Consider the following 13,064-nt stretch of genomic DNA (forward strand, 5'->3'; position numbering starts at 1 on the left):
ACATGCATCAACTTAATAACTCACCTTGCAAAAATCCCCTGCTGAATAAAATGTAGCGCCTGCCCTATGGCCGCTTTCCGGCGCATGATAAACGGATGCGAATAAGGCATGACGATAAAATCTTTCATACCGGCCACCTGCGCCCTGCTTACCGACACCTTGCCGTCATTGATGCCGGGGATCAGCCTTGATAATAAAGGGTTGATGGTCTTATTCCCGGCAATTACCCCAAGCTCAAAATTCACCGGCCCCAGCCGGTTCGGTACACTGCCGCTGCCAGTGCCCAACTGCAACCCGGCCGGACCGTTTAAAGTGTAAAACAGCTTCCAGCCTCCCAGCTTATCGACAATTTCACTGCCTTGATTGGGCGGTGCCAGCATCACCACTCGCCCCAGCTTATCGACAGTGTGACCGGCCAGATAATCGCGCAGTAAAATGCCGCCCATCGAATGCGTCAGGAAGTGGATTTTCTGAATGCATCTCACGTCGCACTGCTTTAATGCCTGATCAAGATATTTTTGCGCCAAAAGGCTGATGTCTGCGCTACGCGAAGGGTAATCCACATTGATGATTTTGTAGCCGTACGCGGCCAGCAGTCTGGCGGCTTTACTCATGCTGCGGCTGGTTCTTGCCAGACCGTGCAACAGAATAATCGCTTCCGAATCTTTAGCTATCGGTTTCAGCTTTGCTGTTAAATTTTCCATAGCGCAGCAAAATGGCAGGCAGCAATAATAAATTCAGTAATGTTGAAGAAGCCAAACCGCCGATGATGATCGCCGCCATCGGCCCCATGATTTCCCGCCCCGGATTATCGCTGTTGAAGGCGATAGGGAACATCGCCAGCGCGGTGACCAGCGCCGTCATCAATATCGACGGCAAGCGTTCCTGCGCGCCCAATACGGCAGTGTCCAAATTCCAGCGCTTGCCTTCGACTTCAACCAGATGACGGTAATGCGACAAGAGCATAATACTGTTGCGCACGGTGATGCCGAACAGCGTTACAAATCCCACAACCGAGCCGACCGACAAAGTAACTCCGGTCAATACCACAGCGACAACCCCGCCGATCAGCGCAAAAGGCAGGTTGGCAAGCGTCAGCAACATGTGCCGCATGCTGCCGATGGCGATATAAATAAAAATCAGCACCCCGGCTCCGGCCAGCAGCGAATGCAGAACCAATTCCTTACGTGCCTGCGCCTGCTCGATCGCCGCACCGGTGAATTCGGGATAAATGTCCGCCGAGAACGGAATCTCCTTTAACACCCGCTCTTTAAGCTCCGCCATAAAATCATCCAAGTCCCGGTCGAGCACATTGCCGGTGATGGTCTGCCGCCGCTGCGAGCCTTGATGCAGAATATTGTAGCGGCTGGCCGAATGTCTGATTTCCGCGACCTGCTCCAGCGTAACCATCGTGCCGTCCTGCGTCCTGATCGGCAGCTTGGCTATCGATTCAGGCTGCTGCCTGAGTTCCGGCGTCAAGGTCACCGCGACGTTGTAGATCTTGTTACCCTGAATGTTTTTACCGACCACGCGGGTTTCGTAAGCGGCCTGCAAGGTATCTACGATCTGCGCCGGCAAGACGCCCCAGAAGCCAAGCTGGTCGAGATTCAGGTTGATTTGCAGCAACGGCGTGCCGGGCGGCGAGCGCAGTTGCACATCCGCAGCGCCGTCTATGCCGCGCATAATATCGGCGACCGCCTGTGCTTTCGCATCCAGCAGATTCAGGTCATTGCCGTAAATATTGACCGCCACCGGCGAGGTGTAGCCGGAAATGGTTTCATCGACTCGCTCCGTCAAGAAGGTATTAGCCTCAAACAAAATGCCGGGGAAGCCGACCAGAATCGCCCTCAACCTGTCCTTGATCTGCTGCTGTTCCGAGCCCGACATCGGTTCAAGCCGCACTTCGTACTCGCTGTAATGGCTGCCGTAAGTATCGGCGCCCCGCTCCGCCCTGCCCGCCCATTGCGACACCGACTGTATGCCGGGAATCGCCATAAACTGTTCGGTCAGCTTACTGCCGATCCTGATCGATTCCTGCAACGACGTGCCGGGAATGCTGGTGGTGTGGACGATATAATGGCCTTCGCGCAATTCCGGCAGGAATTTGCTGTCGAGACTGAAAAAAGCCAGCAAACCGGACAAGCAAACGATAACGCTGCCAATCATGACCGGTTTGAAATGACTCGAAACCTTGCTTAACAAATCCTTATAATGCGGCTTGATACGCCTGATCAGCGGCGGATCGTCATTGGCGATCACCGCGTTGCCGAGCAACATATAGCACAGCGCCGGCGTTAAGGTTAGCGCGACCAGCAGCGACGTTAAAATCGCCAGGATGTAGGAATAGCCCAGCGGCGCAAACAAACGCCCGGCGACGCCGTTTAAGGTCAACAGCGGCACAAAAACCAGCGCGACGATAAAACTGGCGTAAACCACTGAGCTGCGCACTTCCAGCGATGCGCTGTAAACCACCTCGGTAATCGGCAGCGGTTTGACTAATAACCGGTTCTCGCGCAAGCGTCGGAAAATGTTTTCGGTGTCGATAATCGCATCGTCGACCACCTCGCCCAGCGCAATCGCCAAGCCGCCCAACACCATGATATTGAGATTAACCCCGCTTTCCAGCAGCACAATCACCGCGCCAATCAACGACACCGGAATCGCCAGCGCCGAAATAAACGCGGTGCGAAAATTGAACAAAAACAGGTACAGGACAATCAGCACGAACAAACCGCCGATCAGCAAATGACCGGACAAATTGCTCAGCGATCGTTCGATATAATCGGCGGGCCGGAACAGGTGCGAGTAAAAATTGATCGCCTGTTTTTTGAAAATAGGCTCGAACTCGTGCAGCGTCTCTTCTACCTGCCGGGACACCGACAAGGTGTTGGCGCCGTATTGCCCGATCACCATCATCACAATGCCGGGCTTGCCCATGATTTGCGCCGCGCCGATCGGCGGCTCCGGCGCATAGCCAATCGTAGTGACTTCGCCCAATGTCACACTGCGCCCCTGATCCCGCTTGACGATAATCTTGCCGAATTGTTCCGGCGTGGCCGGCTGTCCCGTCATCTGCAACGTGAAGCGCTGATTGTTGTTTTCGATAAAACCACCTCCCTGAATGTTTCCGGCCTTTGATGCGGCCAGGATAATGTCCTCCAGCGCCAGGTTAAAGCGGTGCAATTGCAGAGGATCGACCTGGATTTGCAGTTGCTGAATATCGCCGCCGAACACGTTGACATCGGCCACGCCCGGAACAGCTTTCAAGCGCGGCACTATCGTCCAATCGACCAAACTGCGCAAAGCCATCAAATCGGTTTGATCGTCCTTGTTTAAACCGATAGTTAAAACCGTCGCCGAAGACGAGGACAGCGGTATCGCAACCGGCGTGATGCCCAGCGGCAACTGTCCGGCCAGCGTGGTTAGCCGCTCGCTAATTAATTGACGGTTACGGTACACATCGCTGTTTTCGTCAAAAATCGCGGTAATAATCGACAGTCCCTGGATGGATTCGGATCGCACCGACTTCATGCCGATCAAACCGCTGATCGAGGTTTCGATCTGCTGCGTGACCAGCACCTCGACCTGCTCCGAAGAAAGGCCGGGCGATTCGGTCTGGATAATGACTTGCTTGGGGGAGAATTCAGGGAAAATATCCAGGCCCGCCGTGGCAAAACGGTAGCTGCCGTAGAGCAGGATCAAAACGGCAAGCGCGATGACAATGCCGTAGAAACGGATGGAGAAGCGGACTAGGGTGGGTAGCATGGATTAATGGTTTTGATTACGAATGTTGGTAATAGATTGTTATGTTTGCCGCAATCAAAAACAGCCTCAAAAAACCTTGGAATACCTTCAACGTCAAGCATAGTTACGATTCAGCTACGGGAGCAAATAAAACTGTTAGATTTTTGAATTTCCAAAATATCTCCGATACTCATCTGTAAACCTCCAAGCGAGATGTCCTTTGTGGTAATGGACAAATTCGAAAACATTCTCTATTGGCGCACCATCAGTTGGGCGACATAAAACCGATGAGTCCAATTTTGCCAACGTCTTCATTGCATCGGAAGCTGCACGCGAACTAACCGAAAACAGACTTGCGAGTTGATCTGCTTTTAGAAAACCATCTACGATGCCACGTCGACTACAAAATATGCGATCAAGGAGTGTGTTGTTGGTTGTTGCCGCAATGAGAGTGTAAATAAGCTTATGTAAACTTAAGGTAATATTGGGTTCGTAGTGAGCAGTAAGCAAGGTATTGTGCAATTCAATGTGAGAACAAATACTTGCATCCTCCTTCTCATAATTCACCACATATTTACATACATTAATTGCTTCTCTGAGAGACAAAGAAAAGAATTCCTTAGATGGATTCATCCTGTATTGATCAAGCAGTAAATGAATACGCCGTTCAGCAGTTAAGACATCCCTAACAGGAGATTCGTATTTCACTTCAAAATCCAGCGGAATTGAAGAAGACTTGGACAAGTTGAAAGCACGATTCTTAACTCCGACTCGTGAAAGGCCAACCTTCACGCAATTTTTCTTTAAAGATGGATTAGTGAGTATGTAAATGTAGCCGTGCTTCATAGACCTAATAAGTTTTCGCTAGTTCCCAAGCTCAAGCTTGGGAATTCAATTACGGAAGCTCCAGCTTCCCGTTTACGAAGCTGGAGCTTCGTCTTATGGGTTCCCTATCTGGAGCTTGGTAACCAGCTCGATAAAATCAGCATAAGCTTATTGCGACAAGTTTTGCCGCCGCACTGAATGCAATAAATTTGTTCTGAGCTATGCATTGGTCTTTCTGGAGTGCAGGCTTTGCAAGCGAAGCTTGCACTCCTGCCGGTTCATTCTATTCAATTGTACCATTGCCGTTCCAATAGATATTCACTTCATGCTCTAGCGGCTAGCGGACTCCAAAACAGCGCGGCATGAAAAAGTGTGCTTCGTGGTTGGCTGGGGTGCAGGCTTTGCCTGCCTGGCAAGCACCAAAAGTAGGCGCTTTAGGCGAAGCTTGCACTCCTGTCTGTTATTTAAAATTCATCTTCGGTCAGAATTAAAGATTGGTATTGGTTGTTATTACTAAATTGCCGACGCAGATTTTCCCTGCCAACTTTTTCTATGTGCTGATGAAAACTGGAAAAAGGATAATCAGTCAGATTCTTCGTGTAGCCGTGTTTTACGGGATTATTCAACAGGTAATTAAGACGAATGAAATAATCTTTTTCATCATGCGGGCAGTAATCCCAGTAATTCCACCATACCGGTAAATCAGAGGGATAGGCTTTCCTGATCAGTTGCCCCGATTGGTAATGTACACGCGCTATGATTTTCGGTAAATCTGCCCCTTTATGACTCAACGCCATCAAATGATAGTGATTATTCAGCACCACCCAATGTTCCAGAGTCCAGCAAAATTCAGTAAACGTCTGCTGCAACAAGGCGATCAACTGCATTTTTAATTGATCGTTTAATAATTCGCGTTTTTGATAAATGCTGCCGGTTATAAAGTAACTGGTTTTATCTAACAAAAGATGTGCGGGACGATGTTGGTAACGTTTTAACATATCAGCTCATTGGCGTGCTTTCGGAGTGCAGGCTTGGCCTGCTGGCAAGCGGAGCTTGCACTCCTACTCATATAAAATTGACGCTAACGCCCACTCTGGAGATAACACGGTAAAACGCAATCCGTAACACGGTAGGCGTATCCAACTTGATAAAGTGCAATACGCTATGCTATTGGAGCCTTACGATTGGCGGTAATGTTTTCCACAACCAAAAAACAATCTCAAAAAGCCTGGCATACCTTCGCAGACCCATGATTCAGTCGAGTAGATACCCTACTATTCTAATAGATCAGAGCATTTCTCTCTGGCTGAGATTGGGGCATAGATAAAATCGCTGTTTTCAACGAGTTCGCCTCCAGCGGCATCGCGATGTTTTTCTTTTTCCATTTCCCAACGTGTTTTGAAATAATCGAGAAACAGGTCGACCATATTCCAGTGCTCCGATTCGAACGAAGCCTGATCGCTGGGTTTTAGCTCGGTTTCCCAATGCAGATAGGGCATTTTTGAAACCGGTTCTGCCAAATAATAGCTGCTGTAAACTTCCATTTTTCTGGATTCGTTGCGAATAATAATAAACAGGGGAATGCAAGGTAAGCCATCGTAGACAAAAACACCTAAGGAACCTGTTATTGTTTCGCCTATGCGGCTAATCACATCTTCCAGCGAAACTTTAAATAATTTGGAGTACTCATTAAATTCGTCAGGATTAAATCCTGTGGTTTCCGTTGCACGTAATTCGCCGATTCGACTATCGGCTTTTAAAATCAGCATCCTGAAATGAACACCATTTTTTATCGCTTTTTCCAGTTCCCTTGATTTGTTTTTAAAACGAGGATCGAAGGTAATAAGCCAATAGACATAATCTCCCGGCTGTAAACCATGCATTATTTGGCTGAAATCGAATTCTTTATTGGTTATGCCGGAAAATCCTCTTTTAACGGAATTCAGTAAAATACTATCAACGTACTTGGCAAGGGTTGCGCGTAAATTTATTTCGGACTCCTTGCTCTCTTCGGCAGCGATAAACCAGTGATGGAAATAACCGACCGAAACGATAACGGATACGAACAGGCCAAGTTCCGAAATGATTTTGAATATCCATTCATATTCATGGTAAGCAAGACTCTGAGCCAGCTCATCAAAAAGCTTGTGAACTGTAAACCCGCCGAAAATCAGCACTAGCGCTAAAAGCCATTTGAGTTTTTTGGTGGTGGTCAGCATCGGTGGCACCTACTATTGTAAGGGTTAACCCGAAGTATCATGTTCTGGTAATGCGTAGCGAATACCGGGAAAAATTGAATCGTCAAAGCAGATTTTGACTTCCTCGCATAATACGGCAATGTCTTTGCAACAACGAGGTGAGATGCAATCCGCATTTCTTGCGGCGCAATACGCTACGCTATTGCGCCCTACGAGAGAGTTAATCCGCGATACAAACCTTATTGCGCCCGGTATTCTTCGCTTGGTAAAGCGCCTCGTCGGCATTGTTGAGCAAGATATCAATATTGGCATCCTTCTCTTTTAATGTCGCTATACCGATTGAAACCGTGAAATGCAGCGGCAATCCGGTTGCCAGTGTTATCTTGGTAAGGTCGATAGTCTCTCTTAAGCGCTCCGCTATTTCAGCCGCTTCCTGAGCATCGGTTTCCGGCAGCAGGATGACAAACTCCTCGCCGCCCCATCGGCCGATGATATCGATCGAGCGCAGTGTTTCCCGGAGAATATGGCTCAAGGTCTGCAAAACGATGTCGCCCGTCGCATGGCCGTAGGTATCGTTGATTGCTTTGAAGTGGTCAATATCGAGCATGAATAGGGATAACTCGTTGCCATAACGCTGCGCCCGGGCAAGTTCCAATTCCCCCTGTTCCAGAAAAAAACGACGGTTGCACAGGCCGGTCAGATAATCCTGCTGCGCCTGGCGTTCGAGACGGTCCAGCAGGACTTTGCGTTCGTTGATGTCCTGAATCTGACCGACAAAATAGAGCACTTTTCCGGCCGAATCGCGCACGGCCGAGCCGCTAAGCAATATCCAGATCACCCGGCCATCCTTTTTAACATAGCGCTTTTCCATCTGGTAGCTCCGCCGTGTGCCGGCCAGCAATTCACGCATTAATGCCAGATCAATTTCCAGATCGTCGGGATGGGTGATGTCCTGGAAGGTCTTTTGCGTTAGCTCCGCTTCGGTGTAGCCTACAATCTGGCACAAGGCAGCATTCACTTGCATGAAACGGCCTTTCAGACTAACGAGCGCCATGCCGATGGCGGCGGCGTCGAAAGTAGATCGGAAGCGTTCCTCCGATTCCTGCAAAGCGGCTTCCTGCTGCTTGCGTTCGGTAATGTCGCGGGCAATTTTTGAAGCGCCAATAATTTCTCCGCTGCTGCCGCGAATCGGCGAAATGGTTACGGAAACGTTGATTTCCTTGCCATTCTTGCACAACCTCACCGTTTCGAAAGGCTCAACCTTTTCTCCCCGTTGCAGCCTTTCAAGTATGATATTTTCCTCATCCTGCCGATCCGTGGGAAACAGTATGTTCAGGGACTTGCCGACCATTTCATCGGCGCTATAGCCAAACATGGCTTCCGCTCCGGGGTTCCAACTGGTAACGATGCCGTCCAGCGATTTACTGATGATGGCGTCTTCTGAAGACTGGATAATGGCTTCATAGTGCTTAGCCGCAGACTCTAAGCGCTTGCGCTCGGTGATGTCGGTGGAAATGCCGCACAATCCCCAGATCCGTTTTTTGTCGGTATCGTCGTAAATCGGCGTCTTGATCTCCCAATAGACATACTGCCCGTCAACCACCTCCTCGGCCGTATCTTCACCGTACTCAAGAACCCGTGTATCTATAGCCTCGAGCCGGGCAACAGCGTCGGGCGAAAAAAAGCGGGAATCTTCGCTGCCGATAAGTTCTTCCGCCGAACATTTGAACAACTCCAGCGTTGGCCGATTGGCGTAAACGTAGTGTCCTTGGCGATCCTTCATGTAAATAAAAGCGGAGATATGGTTCAGCGCATCGCGGAAACGGTTGGCTTGCGCGAGGGCATCAGTCATTCGTGCTCGCCCATGAAACATGGCCTCGCACGCCAGGGAGACCATGATGCCGTTGATGATAAAAACCGCCATGCCCAACCAATCGGCCGAATCCTGGATAAACGGATGCCCGCTGGGCTGCCAGAAATAAACAACCAGCGAGGAAAGAGCCGTCGCCAGCAAGCCGGTAAAAATCCCTCCGTACAGGGCGGCAATCATGACGGCCGGATAAAAAGTGAGGTAGGCCAAGCGCAAGCCCAGGGCTTGCAACGGCCACAAACGCAGGGATGCGGCCAAAAGCACGATGCCGATAGCGACGGTAATTTGCAAGATAACGCGCTGAAATCGCTTCAGTTCCAAATATACTTCCTCATTATGCGTTGTGACAAAAAACGCCTTTCAGCTACTGCTCTGATCAACGCAATTCGGTAAGGCGTAATCTATACCCTACCCTATTCAAACAGACGTTTCCTGGCTACAGCATTAACATCCCTTTACTGCGATTTTCCATGCGCCGCAGCAGTTCGGCCATAATCAAGCGATACAGTTCATCGCCCAGGTATTTGTCCTCGACGCCGCTGTCGATATTGGGGTTGTCATTGACTTCGATGACATAGCCTTTGCCGTCTTTCTCTTTGACATCCACGCCGTATAAACCGTTGCCTATCGGCTGGGTGGCTTTTAGCGCGGCGTCAAGCACGGCTTTGGGGACTTCAAAAGTCGGCAAGGTGGCAAAACTGCCGCTATCGATTCGGCTTGCTCCGTAGCGGTATATTTGCCAGTGATTTTTAACCATGTAATAGCGGCAGGCATACAGGGCTTTATTATTAAAGACACCGATACGCCAATCAAAATCGGTATAAAGAAATTCCTGTGCCAGCAGTAATGCGGATTTTTGGAATAGCTCTTCCACTTTAAGCTCCAGCTCTTTCCGGTCATGAACTTTAACAATGCCGCGGGAAAAAGAACCGTCAGGGATTTTTATGACCATCGGAAATCCGGCTTCCGCTTCCACTCTGTCCAGGTGGACGGCGTTGCCTTTGTGCAGCAGCCAGGTCTTGGGCGTAGGTACTTTATGGGTCCGAAACAAATCGGCCAGATAGACTTTATTGGTGCAGCGCAGCATTGAGGTCGGATCGTCGATAACGACCAGGCCCTCGGCCTCGGCCTTCTTGGCAAAACGGTAGGTGTGGTGGTCGATGTTGGTGGTTTCCCGTATGAACAAGCCGTCAAACTCCGACAGACGTATGAAATGTTGCTGCGTTATCAGTTCTATTTCAATGCCCATTTGCCTGCCGATTTTGATGAATTTTTTCAGCGCGCCACGGTTGCTCGGCGGCAATTCTTCTTCGGGGTTGATCAGGATGGCAAGATCGAAGCGCGCCGCTTTACGGGCCCGGCCCTTGCGCCAAACTTTGGTACTGAATTTATCCAGCGCATCAGCAAAAACGGTTTGCTGCCCATCATCCAGATGGCGGTGCGATATAGCCTTTAAGTCGGCGATTTCCCATTGCTTCACATGGCAGCGCAACGTGACTTCCAGAATCGGGCAGGACAGGCGTTCAAACAGCTGCCGGGCAAGCTCCTGAAAAGCCGGGTCAGGCGTGGTGCCGAAATAGCTCATCAAGGTTATTTCGCGGTTTTTGTCGGCGGTTTTAAAAGCGCCTTTTCCCAATGTTTCCTCGAGGTCATCAAGCTGGAGCCGGTAGAGCGCCTTTTTGCCCAGATCGTTCAGTACTTTAACCGAAGGAATAACGTGGTGGCCTCTGGCCTCGGCCAGCAGCGAGCAGTAATAACCGTCGGAAAGATACCGGTAGCTGCTGCACAGGTTGATAATACGGACACGTTGCTGAGCGTCGCCCTGCTCGGTCGCAAGATAGGTTTCAAAAGTGATGACTTGATCGCTGGGATAGTAAGGGCTCCAGTCGGAAAGATCATCAACAACCAGAAGAGTACGCGCCATATCAATAAGATCCTGTAGTAAGATAGGGCATAATTTTGGAACCAGTCAGTTGTTTGTACAAGGGGTTTTTGTGGGTATTGAGAAATATTCCATGATTAACTTAACTGGGGCTATGCTAGAGAAAATCGTCAGGTAACCGTCATGTTATATAGTCTTCCTTTCGCCGCTATCGATACCACTCTTTTTCCCGGTAGCTATGCCGACGGCCGGCAGCGCTGGCAGGCCCAAGCCAATAAACTGCCTGGTCATGCAAGCTGCCAATCTTACCCATGTGACGGCACCGGGCCTGACGGCGAGGAGCTGGTTACCGACACAATCTGGATCGGCCCGGAAGACGCATCAAGGGTGTTGGTTTTGCTCGGCGGAACCCATGGCATCGAGGGCTTTGCCGGTAGCGCCGTGCAGATCGATCAACTGGGCCTGATTGCCGAAGGGCATGTTGCTATTCCACCCAATACCGCCGTATTGATGGTTCATGCCCTGACGCCGTGGGGTTATGCCTGGCAACGGCGTTGCGATGCGGACGGCGTTGATCTTAACCGCAATATCGTCGATTTCTCCAGGCCTTTGCCTGAGAACAAAGACTATGAGCTGCTCAAGGATACGTTTTATCTGGCAGATGCCGCACAACGGAAAGTCGCCTTGGCCGAATTTGAGCGACTGCATGGCCGTGTTGCGCTCGAAAAAGCCATCAGCGCCGGGCAATACTGCGATCCGTCCGGGCCGTTTTATGGCGGAGCGGCGTCCGCGCACGGCAGGCGGGTCTGCGAAGACCTGATGCGCCGACACAGTTTGCAACAGCGCGATTTAGCCGTCATCGATCTGCACACCGGCCTAGGCTCTTACGGCTATGGCGAAATCATTTGCGACCATCAGCCGGGCAGTGCCGGAACGCGTGCAGCCCACCATTGGTATGGCGACTCGGTTGCATTGCCGTTTCTGGGCACATCCAGCTCGGTGCCGAAACTCGGGCTACTCGATTACGCCTGGCATGAAATCATGAATGATCGCAGCTGCTACATCACCCTGGAATTCGGCTCTTTCAGCACCGATCAATTATTTGAAATACTACTGCGCGACCATCAACTCTGGGCGCAATCCGATAACGAGCAAGCCCGTCTGGAACACCGCAGAGTCATGCACCGTCATTTTTGTCCCGACGACCGGGCATGGCGGGAAATGGTGCTGTTCCGGGCCAGACAGGTTATTGCGCAAGGCTTGTGGGGGGTATCGTCTTGAGCATTGTCATTCGCCCGGCCCTGTTAACCGACCTTAACCAGTTGGTGGCGCTTGAGAATCGCTGTTTCGACACCGACCAATTAAGCCGGCGCAGTTTTAAACACTGGATAACCACAGAACATCGGGCCCTATTGGTTGCAGACATGGAAGGCGCGCTGGTCGGCTATATCCTGATTATTTATCACCCCGGCACCCGGTTGGCCCGAGTCTATTCGCTTGCCGTTGATCCTCAGCATAGAGGCAAAGGCATCGCCAAATTGCTGATGTCGGCAGGCGAGCAGGCCGCCGGTGATGCCGGCAGACTGTATCTGCGTCTTGAAGTCAGCGTCGATAACACAGCGGCGATTAAGCTGTATGAATGGCTGGGCTATCAGAAATTCGGCTTCTACCGCGATTATTATGAAGACCACAAAGATGCGTTGCGTTTCCAGAAACTGATCCGCCGTTATCACGGCAACTTCCAACACAAGTCTGTGCACTGGCTCAGGCAAACGACGCCATTTACCTGCGGTCCTGCATCGCTAATGATGGCTATGCATGGCTTAAACAGGGCTTATCAGCCTTCGGTGGAGGAGGAAATCAGCCTGTGGCGCGAAGCGACGACTATTTTTATGACTTCAGGCCACGGCGGCTGTCATCCGATAGGGCTGGCGCTGGCGGCAAAGCGGCGGCAATTTGCAGTGGAAGTTTGGGTTAACCAGACCTCAACGCTGTTTATAGACAGCGTACGTAGCGAGGCCAAAAAACGGGTCGTGGAGTTAGTCGATAACAGCTTCAAGCGCGAGGCGGAGCAGCAAGACATCAAGATACATTACGCCAATATCAGCCAAAGCGACCTGATCGGAGCCTTTAAGGCCGGAGCGATACCCTTGATTCTGATCAGCACTTTCCAAATGGACAGGAAAAAAGCCCCGCATTGGGTGGTGATGAGCGGCTTCGACGATGACTGCCTGTACATGCATGATCCGGATCCCGAAGAAATACGCCAGAGCGAACTGGATTGCCAGTTTATTCCCATTGCTTTTGAGGATTTCGACCGGATGTCCACGTTCGGCAAAAGCCGGCTCAGAACGGCAGTGATCATTTGGCCGTTACAGAACACAGAGCAATAGTAATTTTTTCAAAATTTATGCCATTGCGACTTGTGTTCTGAAACCGATTCAACGATAATAGCCGTCCTTTAGCCAGTACGGCTAATGTTTTATGGTGATCGTGTCGGTCCTCCCGCAACGATACGCTGTGAACCCCGCCAGGCCCGGAAGGG

Annotated in this window: 9 protein-coding genes; 2 read left to right on the plus strand and 7 right to left on the minus strand. The window is 50.6% G+C overall.

Annotation, left to right across the window (positions count from 1 at the left end; genetic code table 11):
* Nucleotides 1–20 precede the first annotated feature (20 nt).
* From M0R47_RS10980 to M0R47_RS11010, 7 genes are all read right to left on the minus strand, one after another.
* Complete coding sequence (locus M0R47_RS10980) at nt 21–704, minus strand: alpha/beta fold hydrolase (protein WP_292554402.1); 684 nt, start codon at nt 702–704, stop codon at nt 21–23.
* A complete protein-coding gene (locus tag M0R47_RS10985) occupies nt 667–3,765 on the minus strand; it encodes an efflux RND transporter permease subunit (RefSeq protein ID WP_292554404.1) in 3,099 nt (1,032 codons plus the stop codon). Before M0R47_RS10985 ends, M0R47_RS10980 begins: the two co-directional genes overlap by 38 nt.
* Nucleotides 3,766–3,900: 135 nt before the next feature.
* Nucleotides 3,901–4,590, minus strand: a complete 690-nt coding sequence (locus M0R47_RS10990; protein WP_292554406.1) for a GIY-YIG nuclease family protein — start codon at nt 4,588–4,590, stop codon at nt 3,901–3,903.
* Nucleotides 4,591–5,033: 443 nt separating this feature from the next.
* Nucleotides 5,034–5,567: a transposase gene (locus M0R47_RS10995; RefSeq protein WP_292554408.1), complete on the minus strand. Its 534-nt coding sequence runs from the start codon at nt 5,565–5,567 to the stop codon at nt 5,034–5,036.
* Nucleotides 5,568–5,843: 276 nt separating this feature from the next.
* Nucleotides 5,844–6,788: a hypothetical protein gene (locus M0R47_RS11000; protein WP_292554411.1), complete on the minus strand. Its 945-nt coding sequence runs from the start codon at nt 6,786–6,788 to the stop codon at nt 5,844–5,846.
* A 199-nt stretch (nt 6,789–6,987) separates the two neighbouring features.
* Nucleotides 6,988–8,958 (minus strand): PAS domain S-box protein, encoded by a 1,971-nt coding sequence (locus tag M0R47_RS11005; protein ID WP_292554412.1) that lies wholly within the window; start codon nt 8,956–8,958, stop codon nt 6,988–6,990.
* Nucleotides 8,959–9,073: 115 nt separating this feature from the next.
* A complete protein-coding gene (locus tag M0R47_RS11010; protein WP_292554414.1) occupies nt 9,074–10,561 on the minus strand; it encodes a RimK family protein in 1,488 nt (495 codons plus the stop codon).
* Between the two features lie 141 nt (nt 10,562–10,702).
* On the opposite strand from M0R47_RS11010, the gene M0R47_RS11015 reads away from it, so the two are divergent.
* Together M0R47_RS11015 and M0R47_RS11020 are read left to right on the plus strand one after the other, a co-directional pair.
* Complete coding sequence (locus M0R47_RS11015) at nt 10,703–11,800, plus strand: DUF2817 domain-containing protein (protein ID WP_292554417.1); 1,098 nt, start codon at nt 10,703–10,705, stop codon at nt 11,798–11,800.
* On the plus strand, nt 11,797–12,912 hold the full coding sequence (locus M0R47_RS11020) for a GNAT family N-acetyltransferase/peptidase C39 family protein (protein WP_292554419.1): 1,116 nt from the start codon (nt 11,797–11,799) through the stop codon (nt 12,910–12,912). Before M0R47_RS11015 ends, M0R47_RS11020 begins: the two co-directional genes overlap by 4 nt.
* Nucleotides 12,913–13,064: the final 152 nt, after the last annotated feature.

The sequence above is a fragment of the Methylobacter sp. genome (genome assembly GCF_023227905.1).
In the GTDB taxonomy this organism is placed as follows: Bacteria; Pseudomonadota; Gammaproteobacteria; order Methylococcales; family Methylomonadaceae; genus Methylobacter_A.

Excerpts from the sequence above, each read along its gene's own strand:
- M0R47_RS10985 (WP_292554404.1), bottom strand. The coding sequence starts at position 3,765 with ATGCTACCCACCCTAGTCCGCTTCTCCATCCGTTTCTACGGCATTGTC.
- M0R47_RS10995 (WP_292554408.1), bottom strand. The coding sequence starts at position 5,567 with ATGTTAAAACGTTACCAACATCGTCCCGCACATCTTTTGTTAGATAAA.
- M0R47_RS11010 (WP_292554414.1), bottom strand. The coding sequence starts at position 10,561 with ATGGCGCGTACTCTTCTGGTTGTTGATGATCTTTCCGACTGGAGCCCT.
- M0R47_RS11015 (WP_292554417.1), top strand. The coding sequence starts at position 10,703 with ATGTTATATAGTCTTCCTTTCGCCGCTATCGATACCACTCTTTTTCCC.
- M0R47_RS10980 (WP_292554402.1), bottom strand. The coding sequence starts at position 704 with ATGGAAAATTTAACAGCAAAGCTGAAACCGATAGCTAAAGATTCGGAA.
- M0R47_RS11000 (WP_292554411.1), bottom strand. The coding sequence starts at position 6,788 with ATGCTGACCACCACCAAAAAACTCAAATGGCTTTTAGCGCTAGTGCTG.
- M0R47_RS10990 (WP_292554406.1), bottom strand. The coding sequence starts at position 4,590 with ATGAAGCACGGCTACATTTACATACTCACTAATCCATCTTTAAAGAAA.